Origin of the sequence: Nocardia salmonicida NBRC 13393, from assembly GCF_001613085.1 — a bacterium.
Classification (GTDB): domain Bacteria; phylum Actinomycetota; class Actinomycetes; order Mycobacteriales; family Mycobacteriaceae; genus Nocardia; species Nocardia salmonicida.
On sequence record NZ_BDBR01000045.1, the window covers coordinates 1 to 16729 of the forward strand.

Genomic DNA, 16729 nt, shown 5'->3' on the forward strand with positions numbered 1-16729 from the left:
CTGGGAGTGCGGTCATGGCGGATTTGGGGTTTGCCGACGTGGGGTTCGGCGGTCAGGCGAACTGGCCTGCTTCGCGGCCTTGGCCGGGCGGGCCTGCGAAAGCCTGGGCGATGCCGAGCCAGTGGTCGGCGTCGGGGCCTTCGGTGATCAGGGCGGTGTCTTCGCGGTGGCGGCGTTGGGTGGCCACGAGGCAGAAGTCGAGGGCGGGGCCGGTGACGCGCTGGGGGGCGTCTTCGGGGCCCCAGGTCCAGGGGGTGCCGTCGGGGGCGGTGAGTTCTACGCGGAATTCTTCGGTGGGGCCGGATTCGCCGTTGACCAGGTAGGCGTAGTTCCTGGCGCGCACGCTGATGTGGGCGACGGTGCGCAGGCGGGCCGTGGGGACTCGGGTTACCTCGAGGGCGTCGGCGACGTCCTGGCCGTGGGCCCAGGTTTCCATGATGCGGGCCGAGATCATCGACGCGGCGCTCATCGGCGGGCCGAACCACGGCAGTTTGGTGCCGGGAGGCACGGCGGCCAGTGCGGCGATGAGCTGCTCGCGGCCTGCGCGCCAGCGGACCAACAGCTCGGCGGGTGGTGTCTGCGCGATTTCCTCGGCGCCTTCGTCGACGAGGGTGAATGCTCGCGACGCGGCCTCGGTGAGGAACGCGGTGAAGGCATCGGCGTCGGTCGCGGCCAGTACCGACACCTCGTCGGTCCAGGTCAGATGGGCGATCTGGGTGGCGATGTCCCAGCGTGGCGCGGGCGTCGGCGTCTTCCACTGCTCGGGGGTCAGTGGTGCGACCAGGTTTTCCAGATCCGCGCATTCGGCGGCGAAATCGTCGAGCAGCGCTGCGAGGTCAGCCATGGAGTTCCCTTGCCGATCATGGCGCGACCCGGTAGCGGCGCGCCGTCGTCACCAAGAGTCGCAGCGACCGCCAAAAAATGCAAGCACGCGTGCTTGTTATTGAGAACTACCAACCGAAGGTGACGAGGTGGAGTGCGCCGACACCGATACCCAGCGCCCCACCGTGCAGATACAGCAACCACGCGTCCTGTTCGACCGACGCGTAGAACATCTCCATGAACTCGCCGGGCGTCAGAGTCCGCAGCTTGCGCGCTGCGAAGTCGTCGATCTTCTTGGCCTGTTCCAGCACGAACTGTTCGTCCTCGATCATCGTGCGCGCCGAGAGCACCCCGGCACCGGCGCCGGAGACCGCCAGGTTCTCGAACTGCTTCTTGCCGAGCGCGGCACGCACCACGAACGCGGTCGCACCGAGCTGCTTGTGGATCTCCTCCGACACCACCCGTTCGATGAGCTGACGGGTCTTGTCCCCGTTCGGCCCTTCCAAGAGCTCGACCGACAGGTTCTCCACGGTCAGCACCTGGTAGGCCAGGATGTGCGCGAGGTCGGTGGCGGCCTGGGGCTGGCGCTTGGCCAGCAGCGCCTGGCGCCACAGGTACTTGTAGCGCGGCTGCGGATCGCCGGGTTCGAACACCATCTTGATCGCGATCACGTTCACCGTCACGCCGATCATGGCCGAGGCGAACAGCACGATCACCCAGGCCGGGATCGCGCCGAAGTAGGGGATCTTCGAGTGCACGTGCAGGTACAGCGCCAGAATCAGGCCGAACGGCGCGCCGAGCAGGCCGATCCGCGCCATGAACTTGAGCTCGGGCGCGGCGATGGTGGTGGTCAGGTCCTTGAGGATGGCCGGGTTCTTCTCCAGATACCGGATCACGAAATTCTTCACGTCGAGCAGCTGGTCGATATTGTCGCCGAGGGTCTCGAACGCGCGCCGGCACAGCGCGGGCAGCTGCCGGTCGATCCGCTGGTAGATAGCCTGTTTCACCGGTCGTGGCAGCGACCGCCACAGGTCGGGGTTCTCCCGGGACATGATCTCGTCGACGATCGGCTGCACCTGATCGCGCGCCCGTTCGGCGAGATAGTCGCCGATCCCGTCGAGGTCGAGTTCGTGGATGAAGTCGCGCGGGCTGCCGATCCGCAACAGCGCCGAGTCCACGCAGATGCTCGCCATCTTCTCCGCGCGTGCCGGGATGAAGCCCTGGAAGCCGAGCTGGCGCCCGTCACCGGAGAACGTGGGCAACACCTGCACGCGCCGAGGTAGGTAGGGATAGAGCACGTGCAGCAGCGGGACCCGGAAGCCCTTGAAGTACAGCGGCCAGAACAGCATCAGCACGCCGGTCCAGTTGGTGAGCCAGCCTGCGAGCGCGCTGAAGATCGGAAAACTGATCAGCTCCACGACGAACTTCGACTGCCCCGTCAGCTCTTCCCAATCGATGAACAGTCCGGAGGCCAGTGTGGTCATCGAAGAGCCCCCTAGTGCTGACGCGCGAAATACGTGAAGAACGTGAGGATAAGGCAACCACATTCTGCCCGGTGGTGACGGGGTGTCACGCAAGCGGGTGCGTCCCACAGCCTGGTGATCCGCCGTCGGCGCTAGGCTGGCAAGGCTGTCGTATGCGTCACCGAGTTCATCCCCGTCGCCTGTGCAAAGGGAGTCGCCGTGAGCATTGTTCCGAACAATCATTTCGCGCGTCCGGTCGCTGTGATCGGCGGTGGCACGCTGGGCAGACGGATCGCCCTGATGTTCGCCACCAGGGGCGGCGAGGTCCGCATCATCGATCCCGACGGCGAGGTCGGCAACGCGGCCGTGGCCTTCGTGGAGAAGCAGCTGCCCGAGGTGGCCGCCACGGTGCCCGACGGCAAGCCGGGCACCGCCGAGTACGTGCCGGATCAGGCCATCGGCGTGAAGGGCGCGTGGCTGGTGGTCGAGGCCGTTCCGGAGAACCTCGATCTGAAGAAGAAGGTCTTCGCCCAGCTCGATGCCGACGCCGACGCCGACGCGATCGTCGCCTCGAACTCCTCGTCGTACGCGAGCCGGCTGTTCACCGAGGGCTTGAAGACCAACGACCGCATGCTCAACACCCACTTCTACATGCCGCCGCAGTCGACGGTGCTCGACGTGATGTCGGACGGCAAGACGTCCGAGGAAATTCTCGACTTCGTCCTGAAGACCTTCCCGGAATACGGCGTGCACCCGTTCCTGGTGCACAAGGAGTCGACCGGCTTCATCTTCAACCGCATCTGGGCCGCCATCAAGCGTGAGTCGCTCGAGGTGGTCTACGAGGGTGTGTCGACGCCGCACGACGTCGACGAGATGTTCTCGCGCAACTTCGGCACGAAGGCGGGCCCGTTCCGGATGATGGACCAGGTGGGTCTGGATGTGGTGCTCGATATCGAGCAGCACTACGAGCAGGAGAATCCGAATCTGCCGAAGGGTCCGGTCGAGCTGCTGAAGAAATATGTCGACGCGGGCAAACTCGGCGTGAAAACCGGTGCCGGTTTCTACGACGATTACCCGAAATCGAAGTAGGGCTGAGCCCATGACCGAAATTGTGGCATTGGATCTCAAAGCCGGTGCTATGCACGCCATTTCGCTGGACGGTAAACAGGTGCGCACTGTGGTCGACGGCCTCGATCGGTTTCCTGACGGTGTTGTCGTCGATAAACTGCGCGGCCATATCTATTGGACCAATATGGGCACGCCCGACGCGCGACCCGAGCGCGGTGTCGAGCCGGAGTTATTCTCCCGCAACGGTTCCATCGAGCGGGTCGACCTCGACGGCGGCAACCGCACCACGATCGTCCCCATCGGTGCCTTCACCACCGGCAAGCAACTCGCCGCCGATTTCGAAGCGGGACGGCTGTATTGGTGTGATCGCGAAGGGATGCAGGTCCTCACCTGCGACCTGCGCGGTGACGACCTACACGCCCTCGTGATCACCGGTAAAGGCGAGGTCGACGCCGATATCGCCCGCAACTGGTGCGTCGGCATCTGTCTCGACCTCGACCGCCGCCTGCTCTACTGGACCCAGAAGGGCGCGGCCAAAGCTGGCGACGGCCGGATCTTCCGCGTTCCCATGGACCTGCCGCCCGGCGCGGATCCCGCCGCCCGCACCGATATCGAACTGCTCTGGGAGAACCTGCCGGAGCCGATCGATGTCGAACTCCACGGTGTCGGCGATCTCGTCTGGACCGACCGCGGCGCCGCGCCCCACGGCAACGCGCTCTACGCGGCCAAGGTCCAGCCGGAGGTGGGGACCCCGACGATCATCTCCACCGGCTACCACGAGGCGATCGGCGTGACCGGTTTCGATTCCCGCTTCTATGTGAGCGATCTCGCCGGCACGATCCGCCTGGTCCACGTCGGCACCGGCTTCGATACCGACCTGGTCCGGATCGGCAGCCCGCTCACGGGCATCGCGCTGGCCGACCTGTAGCGCAGGACGGCTTGCACGGCCAGGCCCACACACCGGCCGACCGGCATCCGGCCACCCAGCACCATCAGGTTCATGACATCGCCCCCTCCGCGTAGATGGCGGCACGGTGGCGACGGCGGGTTCGATGCGGTTGGCATCGGCGAAGTCGACGGCGGCCAGTTCGGCGGCCGTGCGTGGCTGGTCGAACCAAATGAGTTGTGCGTACATGATTTCAGCTCCTGAACTGGTGAATCGGACAGATCAAGCCTCGCGCTGATCGGCGGCGCGCGGATCAGTGCCGGTACGTATTCGTAGTACTGATCTCGCGTCCGCGCGCGATACTCAGGCGTGCAGACTCCGGCCGTCGGACGGCATGAGGAGCTCGCCCGCCTGCGCGCCGCGGTGGTGGCCGCGGCCTCGGGTGCGGGCCGGTTCGTACTGGTCAGCGGTCCGGCGGGGATCGGCAAATCCTGGTTGGCCGAGTGTGTCGCCACGCTGGCGATCGAGGCGGGCTTGCGGGTAGCCCGCGGCAATTCCTTCGACGACGCGGGGATGCCGCCGCTGTGGCCGTGGCGCCGCGCGGCCCGCGAGCTCCCCGAACTGGCCGCCGCCCTCGACACCGTCACCGAACCGGGCGGTGGGCCCGAGGTTCGCTACTGGCTCGAACAGCGTGGCCGCACGACCGATCTCGCACAGCGCGTGCACGAGCGCACCGACGGCACTCCCCTGCTCGTTCGCCTCGTCATCGAATCCGGCACGGATCTCGGAGACGACCCCTTGCTCTCGGTCCCCGGAATCCGCCGCCTGATCCTCGCGCGGCTCGACCGCTTCGACCCTGCCGAGGTCGAGATCCTCGGTGCGGCCAGTGTTCTCGGCGAGCGTATCGATGCCGATCTACTGGCGCGGGTATACACCTCGGTGCTGGAGCACGCCCCGAGCAGTGATGATCAGGTGTCGAAGGCGCTCGATACGGCGACCACGGCAGGGATAGTTCGTCGCTTCGCCGACGAGACAACGGGTTTCACGCACGCCTTGGTGCGCGATGCCGTGTACGCCGATCTCGTCCCCTCGCGGCGAGCCGCCTATCACCGCGCGGCGGCCGAGGCATTGGCCGCGCGTGGTGGACCGGATTCGGCAGTGGCGGGCGCGATCGCGACCCACTGGCGCCACGCCTGTGCCCGTGCGGACTCGCCGCAGGCCCGCCACTGGTCACGTCGCGCCGCGCGGTCGGCGCGCGCGAGCGCCGCCTACGCCGAGGCAATTCGCTTCGGCCAGTGGGCAATCGACGCCGCGAGTACCGTCACGCCCGATGCCGAACGCGCGCAGTTGCTGATCGAACTGGCTCGCGACGAATTCGCCGCTGGCTGGGTCGCCACCAGCCTCGACCACTGTGTCGAGGCGGGCGCCCTCGCCGAACGGGCCGATCGCCCTGACCTTCTCGCCGAAGCGGGCCTCGTCGTCCAGGGCGTCACCACCCCAGCGGTGATGACGCGATTGGACCTGCTCTGCGGCAAGGCATTACGCCTGCTCGACCCGACGAGCGAAGGGAGCTCGCGGCACGGGCGATCGAGATCGCGGTCGACGCCGAACAGCCGCTCGCGCAACTCTGGGGATACGTGTGGACAACTGACGCGTCCCTGCAACGCGGTGACCTGTCCGCCTTCGACGACGCCCTCGACCGCATCGAGCTCCTCGCCGATCGCCGCCGCCTGCCGATCGCCCGCTGGCACCTGCTGCGCCTTCGTGCCACTCGCGCGGCGCTGACCGGCGACTTCCCCGCCGCCCTCGACTTCGACACCGCCGCCTACGAGCTGGCAGTCGGCATCGGTGACTACTCCCTCGCGGGTCTGCACCATGCCTTCCGCGGCATGCACGCCGTGATCGTCGGACACATCGACCGCGAGGAGCTCATCGCGGCGCTGGCTTCGCTGGCCTTCGCCCCGAAGATCACGATCGCCCAGCTGTTCGCGCCGATGATGCACGCCTTGGCGGGCGATCTCGAGGAGGCAAGGGCGCTGTTCGCGCCGTTCCGCCTGCTGCCCGACACCCTCGAGATCGGCCCGCGCTGGTCCGGCACCGTGTATTCGGTGGGCATCGTGGCCGAGCTCCTCGACGACGCCGAGACCGCCGACCGCGTCTACCGCGCCTTCGACGGACGCGAACACCACTACGCCGCCGACGGCACCGGCGCGCTCTTCTGCGTCGGCTCGATCGCCCGCATCCGCGCCGACAACGCCCGCGTGGCAGGCCACCTCGAGGCCGCGGTCGACCACTACCGCCAGGGCCTGGCCATGGACACCGAGATCGGCGCCCGCCCCGCCATCGCCCTCGGCCACCTCGGCCTGGCCCGCACCCTCCTCATCAGCGGCGATCTCCGCGCCGCCCGCACCGCCGCCGAACAAGCCGCCGCCGACTTCCGCCGCCTCGACATGCCCTACCGCCTGCGATCCGCCGACGCCCTGCTCGCCGAAATCACCACGGCCACCCGCACCGCCGACCCGCTCACCCGCCGCGAACGCGAAGTACACGACCTAGTCGCCACCGGCCTGACCAATCGGGAAATAGCGACCCACCTGGTCCTTTCCGAACGCACGGTGGAAACCCACGTCCGCAACATCCTCGCCAAACTCGCCATCACCAACCGCACCGAGATCACCCGAGGCCCCCGCTGACCCGAACCCGGTCGCTGTCTTTCCGCCACTCCTGATCAGCGGTCTCCGTGTTCTCGGCGCGCCTCCGCCGATGGACTGACCGAAGGGTGCGACGAAGGAGTACCCGTAGGGAGGGAAGAGGTGGAGTCAAGCGCCGAGAACTGCGGCGCCAGCCGCAAATAGACAGAGAGAACTGAGACGCCAGCCGTCGCAGATCCAGTTACAGTGACCGAGCAGAAGGTCAGCGTTGTGGGAGGGAACCCCGGTGGAGCAGGTATTTCAGGTCGACTTGCGGGGCATCGTCGACCTGCTCAGTCATCACCTGTACGGCAGTCCACGGGTCTACGTCCGCGAGTTGCTGCAGAACGCGGTCGACGCCATCACCGCCCGCCGTGCCCTCGACCCGCAGGCTCGCGCACAGGTCAGGATCGAGACGCCCGCGAGTACCGGTGACGGCACCATTCGCGTCCACGACAGCGGTGTCGGCCTGACCGAGGCCGAGGTGCACACCTTCCTCGCCACGATCGGCCGCAGCGGCAAGCGCGACGACCTCGGCTTCGCCCGGCACGAGTTCCTCGGCCAGTTCGGCATCGGTCTGCTGTCGTGCTTCCTCGTCGCCGACGAGGCCCAGGTGCTCACCCGGTCGGCCCGCGGCGGCCAGACCGTGCACTGGACCGGTTTCGCCGACGGTCGCTACCGCGTCGAGCCCGCCGCGCAGGAGCGTGACGAACCAGGCACCACCGTGATCCTCGGGCCCCGCCGCGGCGCCGAGCAGTGGCTCACCCCGACGACCGTCGTCGAGCTGGCACGGCTGTTCGGTAGTTTGCTGCCCGTCGAGGTCACCGTCGACGGGCAGTCGATCACCGAGCCCGAAGTGCCGTGGCGCGCGACCCATCCCACTCCCGCCGACCGCGCGAACGCGCTCGCCGCCTATGCCGAGGACACCTTCGGGTTCACCCCCTTCGCCACCTTCGATCTCGCCAGTGCCGAATCCGGCGTCACCGGTGTGGCTTTCGTGCTCCCGCAACCGGTGAACCCGGCGGCCAAGGCCGGGCATCGCGTGTATCTGAAGCGAATGCTGCTGGCGGAGAGCGTCACCGGGCTGCTGCCCGACTGGGCCTTCTTCGTCCGCTGCGTCGTCGACACCACCGAACTGCGCCCGACCGCGAGCCGCGAAGCCCTCTACGAGGACGACCTGCTCGAGAGCACAAGGGAAGCGCTCGGCGCCCGCATCAGGGACTGGCTGGTGGAACTGTCCACCTCCGATCCGGCCGCGCTGCACCGCTTCCTGCGCATTCACGACCTCGGTGTGAAGGCACTGGCCCTGCACGACGACGACATGTTGCGCTTGGTGGACCGCTGGTTGCCGGTGGAGACCAACGCGGGCCAGATCCCGCTGGCCGAATTCCGCCGCCGCTTCGGCGTCGTCCGCTACACCCCGTCGGTGGAGGAGTTCCGTCAGCTCGCCGCGGTGGCGAGTGCCGCGGGCATCGGCCTGGTGAACGGCGGCTACTCCTATATCACCGATATTCTCGAGCGCCTGCCCGCGATCGATCCCGAAATCCGGGTGCTCCGTTTGGATCCCGCCGAGCTGGCCACCCATTTCGACCTCGTCGATCCGGCCACCGAACTCGCGCTCCGTCCCTTCCTCACCACCGCCCAGCGCGTGCTCGATCGCCTCGAATGCGAAGTGGTGCTGCGTACTTTCGACCCACCGTCGCTGGCCGCGCTGTATCTGCTCGACCGCGATGCCCAGCACCGCGCCGAACTGCGCGCCACCCGCGGGGTCGCCGACGAACTGTGGGCCGACGTCCTCGGCGCCTTCGACACCGAGCAGGCGGGCGACCGTCCGCAGTTGGTCCTCAACTACCGGAACCCACTGGTACGCCGTATCACCGGGCTCGCGGACGCTCGCTTGGTGACGACGGCGGTCGAGGCGCTCTACAGCCAGGCGCTGCTGCTCGGCCAGCATCCGATGCGCCCGGTCGACACCGCGCTGCTGAACAAATCATTCGTCGGGTTGCTCGACTGGGCGGTTCACGATCCCCGGGGAGAGCTCTGATGTCGGAAGCCGCCAACACCCCCGACGACCTGCAACGGCTGCTTTTCCAGGCGTACGACCTGCCCTACGGCGACGCCAAAGACGCGCTGCTGGAACAGGTCCTGCGCCACGCGGAGGCAGGCTCGCACACCCAGCTCGCGTTCCACGTGCGGATGGCGATGATCGACGCGTACGGCCACGGGATGAGCCCGGCGAAGTTGTTCGTCCCGTTCGCCCGTTGCCTGGCCGAATACGATCGCGACCCCGGCGCCCACGAGTCGTGGGTGGCGCCGTCGCTGCGGTGGAAGTTCAAGACCGCGGTGGGCGCGATGACGAAATTCCCCGAGGTGCCCAAGGATCGGGCGCTGGCGGCGCTCGATCAGATGGAACGGCGCTACCGGGTCGAGGGCCAGAGCTTGAACGCGGTCTACGGCCGCAGGCACCGGGTGGCCGAACACATCGGCGACCTCACCGCGGCCGCCGAATGGTACGAAAGATGGTGCACCACACCGCGCGACGAGAATTCGGACTGTGAGGGCTGCGATCCGACCAACCGCGTGGCCTGGCTCGCGAGCCAGGGCCGCGACGTCGAAGCCGTGGAGCTGGCCGCCCCGGTCCTCGGCGGTGAACTCGGCTGTTCCGAGCAACCGCAGCTGATCCTCACCGAGCTCCTGCTGCCCTACCTGCGTACGGGGCAACTCGACGAGGCGCGCAGCGCGCATCGTCGCTCCTACCGCCTGCTGCGCACCAAACCCCAGGACCTCGCCGCGATCGGTGACCACCTCGAGTTCTGCGCCCTGTCCGGCAATCAGGTGCGCGGCCTGGAACTGCTCGACCGCCACTTCTCCTGGCTCGATCGCGCGCCGAGTCCGAAAGACGCGCTCACCTTCCTCTCTTCCGCGGCACTGCTCCTGCGCACCCTCGTCGACAAGGGTCACGGTGACACCGAGCTGCGCCGCCCAGCCAACGCCGACCGGCCCGCCGTCGAATCGACAGCGCGCGCGATGCAAGTGGAGCTCACCGACGAGGCACTCGCCATCGCCGCCCGCTTCGACCGGCGCAACGGCACCGACCACCAGACCGCGTTGGTCCACGCGAAGCTGGCGAGCACGCCGATTGTCGACTACCTGCCGTTGTCCGCGGCCACCGCGCACCGGGTGCCGGTCGAGCCGGGTGCGACAGCAGCGGCGGTCGAGATCCCCCAGCTCACCACCATCGAACTGATCGAACGCGCCGAGCAGACGAACAAGCAGCACGCCATCGCCGAATTGCGGGCGTTGGCACAGCGGCTGGCAGACGAGCCCGAGCCGACCGAGCCGAGCCTGGCAGGCAGACGCCTCTCCGCGATGGCAGGCGGTTTCTTGCAGACGACCGATCGGGTTGGCGCGGAATCGCTATTGCGTCGGGCGGCAGAGCATTTCGCCGCAGCAGGTGAGGAAGACCGTCGTCAGACCGATCTGGGTCGCCTCGGCTTGTTACTCAGTAGGCACGGCGACGCGACGGAAGCCGTTGGGCTGCTTCGAGATTCTCTGTCTCACCTGGCGAGCTCGTCCGAACCGCACATCAGAGCGACCGCGACGCTACGGCTTTCCGGCGGCCTGCTCGCACTGTTCGATCGAGGCGAGCTGTCGAGTGGCGATGCCGCCGAGCTGCCGAGCTTGCTCGACCGGGCCGCGGTCGACGCCGCCGAGGCAGCCGAGGACAGCTTGCTCGGCGATGTGGCCAGGCACCGAATGTATCTGCACCAGAACAACGCTGAACTCGCCGAGGCCGCGACAGCCGGACATGCGGCGGTCGCGGCGTATCGCCGGGCCGGTCGGGCGTGGCGGGTGGCCGATGCGGCCCAATACCTTTCCGGAATTCTCAGTGACGCAGGCGATGCGGCCGCGGCGCTGGAAATGATCGATGAGGCAGTGGTTCTGGTCGACGCCGACCTTCCCGACAGCTTGCGCCTTGTCGTACACGCGCGGCGCGGCGCCCTGCTCATCCACCTGGGCAGGCACGAGGAGGCGGTCAGCGAGCTGCTCACCGCGATCGCGATCGGCACCGCGGCAGGTAGTGCGCAAGTGCCGTACGTGCAGTGGGATCTGGCTGTCGCCTACCGCGCCATCGGCCAATTCCTCGACGCCGCCGACCAGGCCGAAGACGCCATTGCCGGGCTGGAGCGGGCAGGGGCCGACGAGCAAGCCCGGAACTGCCGCTTTCTGCTGGTCGGTCTGCATCGCGAGCTGGACGAGGACGAAGCAGCACTCACCGTCCTCGACGAGATCATCGAATTCGATCGCGCCACCGGCAATCTCGTGGGCGAGTCCTATTCTCTCGTCGAGACCGCCGATCTACTCGACACGCTCGATCGCGACGCCGAGGCCGCCGAGCGTTACGCGCTGGCCGCCGACACCGCCGAGCGACACGGCGACCCGATCCGCGTCGCCTACTCCCGCTACAGCGCTGCGCTGTCACTGCACTGGACCGGCGACTCCGCCGCTGCGGTCGCGGCCATCGCGGCAGCCGACGCGGCGATCGCGCACCTCGCCACCGCCCACCCCGACACCGAACTGCTCACCTGGCACACGGCCCGGCACAACCACAATGCCGCCCGAATCCTGCGCCGTGCCGAACGTTGCGCCGACGCGCTCCCGCGCGCCGAGGCCGCTGCCATCGGCTTCCGCGCCATCGATGCCACCGACCAAGCCACCCGCGCCGACTACGAACGCGCCGTGCTCCTGATCGACCTGAACCGCTCCACCGAAGCCGAGAAGATCCTCACGGAGGCCGTCGCCGCACTAGCCGAGGATCACGCGGCCAGACCGATGCTGTCGGAGCTATTGGCCGAAACCCGAGCCCAGCTCACCTGATTCGAAGGAACCACCCGCGATGCAACCGCTCGACCCGAACGATCCTCGGCGGATCGGCGACTACCGACTACTGGGCGTGCTCGGTGCCGGGGGCATGGGCAAGGTGTATCTGGGCCGGAATCCGGGTGGGCGCACCGTCGCCGTGAAGGTGATCCGACCGGATCTGATCGATCACGAGTTTCGCGCGAGATTCCGTCGCGAGGTCGCGGCCGCCCAGCGCGTCGGCGGCGCCTTCACCGCACCGGTTCTCGACGCCGATGTCGACGCCGAGGCGCCGTGGCTGGCCACCGGCTACGTCGCCGGGATCTCGTTGACCGACGCGGTCAGCCAGTTCGGGCCGTTCGCCGAGCCCGCGCTGCTGGCGCTGGCGCACGGGCTCGCCGAAGCGCTCGTCGCGGTGCACGCGGCGGGCATCGTGCACCGCGACCTGAAACCGTCGAACGTGATGCTCGCGATCGACGGACCCAAGGTGATCGATTTCGGCATCGCCAGGGTGATCGCGGATTCGGCCCTCACCACGACCGGAAAGTTCCTCGGCTCACCGGGTTTCATGTGCCCGGAGCAGGTGAGCGGCGAAACCCTCAGTCCCGCGTGCGATGTCTTCGCGCTCGGCGGCGTCCTCACCTTCGCCGCCGCGGGCCACGGCCCCTTCGGCACGGCCGAGGTGATGCAGATGCTCTGGCGCATCGTCTACGAGGAACCCCGCATCGAGGCCCTCCCCCCGGCCCTGCGCCCGCTCGTCTCGTCCTGCTTGGCCAAGGATCCCGCCGCCAGACCGACACCGGAACAGGTCCTTTCGGAGCTGGGCGGCCTCGGCGCCCCTGAACGCTCCGGTTGGCTGCCGCCACAAGTAGTCGCGCACATCAGTACCGCCGCCGTCCGTCTACTCGACCTGGATCACGGCCCCGCCGACTTACCCGGCGCCTCGCATCCCGACGCCGGCGCGACCTCCGCACGGGGCTGGTCGACGGCCACTTCGGTGCCGAACCTGCCCACCTCGAACCCGACGCATACCTCGCCGACCGGCTCGTCGAGACCGTACGGGCCGACCGCCACCAGCGGAGCAGCACCGACTCCCTATAACCAGTCCGGTGGATTCACCTCGGGTTCCGCCGAGGCGCCCCGGCAACCGGCCACTCACCCGGGACGGTATTCCGCGGCGATGAGCAGCGAATTCACCCCGCGGCCCGTTGTAGCCGCGCACAAGTCCGCCGACACGTTCACCGGCCGCCCACCGCCCGCTACCGCGTCGCGGCGCACCCGGACTCTGCTGATCGCCGCCTCCGCGACGGTCGCGGTGGCGGTCGCGGTCGGCGCCTATCTGATCGGCAGCCAACTGAACGCCCAGCCCACCGGCGGCACCGGAACCAGCACCGCACTCGCCGAGACCTCCGTCGCCGTCAGTCCGACCACCGCTCCACCCAGTTCGACCGCCACCGGATCGGGCGCGACCACCGTCCCGACCGAGTTCGTCGGCACCTGGAAGGGCCGCGCCGCCGACGGCCCTGTCCAGTTCGACATCGAACTCACCATCGCCGAGGGCGCCGTCGGTCAGGAACTGGCCACCTCGGCCAACACCGGCACGCTGTCCCACGACCGCTGCGCCCGCGCGGAAACCCTCACCGAGGCCGCCACCGACCGTCTCACCTTCCGCGCCAGGCTCACCGCGGGGAGCGGATGCATGGACCAGGGCGCCACCTCGACGGTCACCCTGCAATCCGACGGCACGCTCGCCTACCGAACACCCGGCTATCTCGGCGGCACCATCGCCGGCTCCCTCCGCAAAGGCTGACGATGCACCCCCACCGAACTGGAACAGGTTGCCGCTGGATTGCCCACGGCTGCCACTGCGCGGGCAAAGCCGGTCATTTGTCCAGGAGTGCTCGCCCGCGTCGGCCCCTGTGTGGGCTGCTGAGCGATGGCTGCCGTCATGGCATCACCCCAGGTGACACCGGTCTCAGAAATTCTGGCATTGCGATCTGGGTCACTAATATGTCAAACTCTCGCCCACACTGTGAAGCCGATCGGTCTCACATTGTCCGGAAAGGGAGTCGATTGAGCAGGCGGCAGGTGAGCGTGGTTGCCACCACCCCGAAGGCTGCTCTGATGTCAGTCGAAAGTGACCAGCGCCAGGGCCGCGCCGGTGAGCAGATCGACCAGCTCGTCGACGGGCGGGCGCGACTCGCGCAGCAGCCACTCGTGCGCCACGCCGGTGACCGCGCCCGTGATCAACGCGGTGGTCAGCTCGGCATCGCCACGCAGTCGCACGCCGACCTGGACCAGCGCCCCCTCGATCAGTGCCGACCAGGCGTGCCTGCGGGTCCGGCGATGGGTCTCCATCCGATCGCTCACCCCGACCACCTCGATCACCGCCACCTGCGCGCGATACGGGTCGGAGCCGAGCGACTCCAGGTACGCGCCGAAACCGGCCCGCAGCGCGAGCTTCGGATCGGTGGAACCGAGCGCGATCAGCGCGGTGCCCACCGCGGCCGCCGCGTCGTCCTGGATCCGGTCGTAGGCCGCCACCAGCACGTCTTCTCGGGTCTCGAACTCCTCGTAGAACTGCCGCTTGGACAGCCCGGCCGCCGCGCACACCTCGGCGAGCGAGCACGTGGCGTACCCGCGTTCCGCGAAAATTCGCGTCGCTGCTTCCAGGAATCGCACTCGTCGTTCGGCTTTACGTGCGACGACCGTGCGACCCCCATACCGCCTGTCCGCTGTAGTCACCTCTCCAAAGTATCTGAAACTCGGAATAACACTGACCTTTCCGAGTCGCTTCATCTATCCACCGAACAAAGGACGGCCGACCAGTGCTGAGCACCCGAGCATCGCGGACCGCATTGTCCGCCCTCGTACTAGCGGCGGGTGCGGCACTCGTGGCGCCCACGCCGACGATGGCTGCCCCGCAATCCGCCGCGACACAGCCCAGCGTCCCTGCCATCGCGGAGAACGTCCCCTCCGAGACTTTGGCCGCGCTGGCACCGACGATCGTAGGCGCGATTTCCGCCCCCGGCCCCATCGCCGACGGCGGGCAGGCCGCGATTCTGGCCCAGGCCCGCGTGCTGTTGGCCACGCCCGGTATCCCCGCGCAGGTCAAGGCCACTCTCGAAAAGGTCATCACCTTCCTCGACGGCAGCGGTGGCGGCGGTCCCGAACTGCCGCCTTCGGAGGGTCCGCGCATCGCGCAGTTCCTGTACCCCACCATCGGCAAGGGCTGCATCGGCCCGACGTCGGATTCCGTCGGCACCGCGCTGGCCGTCCCCGGCCCCGCCGAGCTGCCGCCGCCCGGACCGGCCGCGGGCCAGACCGGTTTCGTCTTCACCGCACTCGGCACGAAAACCGCCACGGTCGTGCAGAATCCGCCGATGACGGTGCAGTGGGTCAACCTCGACAACCGTCGCACCGGCACCCAGCCGCTCACCACCGAGGCCGGCATCAACGCCGACGGCCCGGCCACTCTCACCGCTATCGCCGACACCGGTCCCGGCCGGGTCGCGGCAGTGATCACCGGATCGCTCACCACGGCCACCGCCGATGGTGACCGCACCTGCTCGTTCGCCCCGACCCTCGGTTTCTTCTCCGTCGGCTGAGTCTCGCACCACGCAATTGGAGTTCGATTTATGAAGTTTGTCGTCCCCGGCCTGGTCAGCGGCCTGGCCGGCGCGGTCATCGGGGTGATTGCCGTTCTCGGCATCACCGCAGGCGCGCAACAGAATTCGATCCCGGCGCCCGAGGAGTCCGGTGATCCGGGCTCGTCGCTGCTCGGCAACGTGCAGTACGGCTCGCGATGAGCAACGTACGCAGGCTCATCGCCTGCATCCTCGTCGGTCTCGGCGCGCTGCTGCTCGCGGCCGCCGTCATGATCCCCACCTACACGGTCGACAAGGTCGCCAAGACCCCGCTCGATCTGCGCATCACCACGGTCGCCAAGAGCGTGCCCGGCGAGGAAAGCCTTGTGCTGGACTCGAAGTCGCTCACCGCGACCGAGGGCGCGGCCACGGTGAACACCAACGTGCCGCTCGTTTCGCAGCGCTTCCTGACGGTCGAGGAGCCCTCCGACGCCGACGAGATGACCGTCCAGGCCGGCCAGACCCTGCGTCGTGACGACCGGGATCCCAAAGAGGGCCTGCTCACCGCTTCGGTCGACCGCGTCACCCTCGACCGCGTCACCGGCGCGCCGATCGACGCCTCGCCCAACGGTTCCATCGCCGTCGCCGCCGACCCCAAGTCGGGCGCCGCGATCCCCGTCGAGCAGCAGCGCCGCGGCCTGCAGTACCGCTTCCCGATCGGCACCGAGAAGAAGTCGTACCCGTACTTCGACCTCAACGCCCGCGCCACCTACGACATCGATTTCATCGAGGAGTCGGAGATCAACGGCGTGCCGGTCTACCACTTCCGCCAGGACATCCCGGTGACGAACATGTGGGACGTCGTCAAGCACCCCTCCCACCAGCTCGCCCTGCCCGCCGCCAAGTGGGGCCTCGAGGGCACCGAGCCGGTCACCATGACCCGCTTCTACACCAACACCCGCGACGTGTGGGTGGAGCCGAGGACCGGTGCGGTCCTCAAGGGTGGCGAGAAGATCCACATGTACTACGGCCGTAGCGCCAACCAGGTCGACGTCTCGGTGCTGAAGTCGCACCTCGTCTTCGACGAGGAGACCATCGAGGCCCAGATGGCCGTCACCCAGGAGAGCCTCGACAAGCTCGACCTCTTCGGCAAGACCCTGCCGATCATCCTGGGCATCGTCGGCGCCATCGCGCTGATCGCGGGAGCCGTCCTCGGCTTCCTCAGCAGCGGCGGCTCCAACTCCCGCCGCACGATCGACCCGCCGACCGAGCGGATTCGTCCCTCGAACCTCTAGACCGCCTGTCCCAACGCCCTCGGCCTCCCCGGTCCTCAACCCGGGGAGGCCGTGGTCG

At 68.2% G+C, this 16729-nt stretch carries 13 protein-coding genes; 10 read left to right on the forward strand and 3 right to left on the reverse strand.

Annotated features, from left to right (window positions below):
* Window positions 1–52 precede the first annotated feature (52 nt).
* Both NS1_RS31640 and NS1_RS31645 read right to left on the reverse strand, forming a co-directional pair.
* Window positions 53–844, reverse strand: a complete 792-nt coding sequence (locus NS1_RS31640) for a TIGR03084 family metal-binding protein (protein ID WP_062990457.1) — start codon at window positions 842–844, stop codon at window positions 53–55.
* Between the two features lie 106 nt (window positions 845–950).
* Complete coding sequence (locus NS1_RS31645; protein ID WP_056824112.1) at window positions 951–2306, reverse strand: DUF445 domain-containing protein; 1356 nt, start codon at window positions 2304–2306, stop codon at window positions 951–953.
* 198 nt (window positions 2307–2504) lie between these two features.
* Here NS1_RS31645 and NS1_RS31650 point away from each other — a divergent pair, with 198 nt between their 5' ends.
* The 7 genes from NS1_RS31650 (at window position 2505) to NS1_RS31675 (ending at window position 13599) form a co-directional block, all read left to right on the forward strand.
* Complete coding sequence (locus NS1_RS31650) at window positions 2505–3374, forward strand: 3-hydroxyacyl-CoA dehydrogenase family protein (RefSeq protein ID WP_062990459.1); 870 nt, start codon at window positions 2505–2507, stop codon at window positions 3372–3374.
* A 10-nt stretch (window positions 3375–3384) separates the two neighbouring features.
* Window positions 3385–4281 carry a hypothetical protein gene (locus NS1_RS31655; protein ID WP_062990461.1) on the forward strand — a complete coding sequence of 299 codons (897 nt, stop codon included), beginning with the start codon at window positions 3385–3387 and terminating at the stop codon, window positions 4279–4281.
* Between the two features lie 327 nt (window positions 4282–4608).
* Entirely contained in the window at window positions 4609–6024 is a 1416-nt protein-coding gene (locus NS1_RS41960) for an ATP-binding protein (RefSeq protein WP_062990463.1), read from the forward strand.
* Between the two features lie 665 nt (window positions 6025–6689).
* Window positions 6690–6932: a helix-turn-helix domain-containing protein gene (locus tag NS1_RS41965; protein ID WP_255284767.1), complete on the forward strand. Its 243-nt coding sequence runs from the start codon at window positions 6690–6692 to the stop codon at window positions 6930–6932.
* A gap of 244 nt (window positions 6933–7176) precedes the next feature.
* A complete protein-coding gene (locus NS1_RS31665) occupies window positions 7177–8973 on the forward strand; it encodes an HSP90 family protein (RefSeq protein WP_062990465.1) in 1797 nt (598 codons plus the stop codon).
* The gene (locus NS1_RS31670) at window positions 8973–11807 is read left to right on the forward strand and encodes a tetratricopeptide repeat protein (protein ID WP_062990467.1); all 2835 of its coding nucleotides are present in this window, start codon (window positions 8973–8975) and stop codon (window positions 11805–11807) included. The genes NS1_RS31665 and NS1_RS31670 overlap by 1 nt, the downstream gene beginning before the upstream one ends.
* Window positions 11808–11826: 19 nt before the next feature.
* A complete protein-coding gene (locus NS1_RS31675; RefSeq protein ID WP_062990469.1) occupies window positions 11827–13599 on the forward strand; it encodes a serine/threonine-protein kinase in 1773 nt (590 codons plus the stop codon).
* 317 nt (window positions 13600–13916) lie between these two features.
* Here the strand turns inward: NS1_RS31675 and NS1_RS31680 are convergent, their stop codons facing one another.
* Entirely contained in the window at window positions 13917–14534 is a 618-nt protein-coding gene (locus tag NS1_RS31680) for a TetR/AcrR family transcriptional regulator (protein ID WP_062990471.1), read from the reverse strand.
* 83 nt (window positions 14535–14617) lie between these two features.
* Between NS1_RS31680 and NS1_RS31685 the strand changes: the two genes are divergently transcribed.
* The 3 genes from NS1_RS31685 to pgfA are packed head-to-tail and all read left to right on the forward strand — an operon-like array spanning window position 14618 to window position 16671.
* Window positions 14618–15397: an Rv1157c family protein gene (locus NS1_RS31685; RefSeq protein WP_056824092.1), complete on the forward strand. Its 780-nt coding sequence runs from the start codon at window positions 14618–14620 to the stop codon at window positions 15395–15397.
* Between the two features lie 30 nt (window positions 15398–15427).
* A complete protein-coding gene (locus NS1_RS39525; protein WP_082844323.1) occupies window positions 15428–15598 on the forward strand; it encodes a DUF2613 domain-containing protein in 171 nt (56 codons plus the stop codon).
* Window positions 15595–16671, forward strand: a complete 1077-nt coding sequence (gene pgfA, locus NS1_RS31690; protein ID WP_062990473.1) for a cell envelope lipid trafficking protein PgfA — start codon at window positions 15595–15597, stop codon at window positions 16669–16671. The genes NS1_RS39525 and pgfA overlap by 4 nt, the downstream gene beginning before the upstream one ends.
* Window positions 16672–16729: the final 58 nt, after the last annotated feature.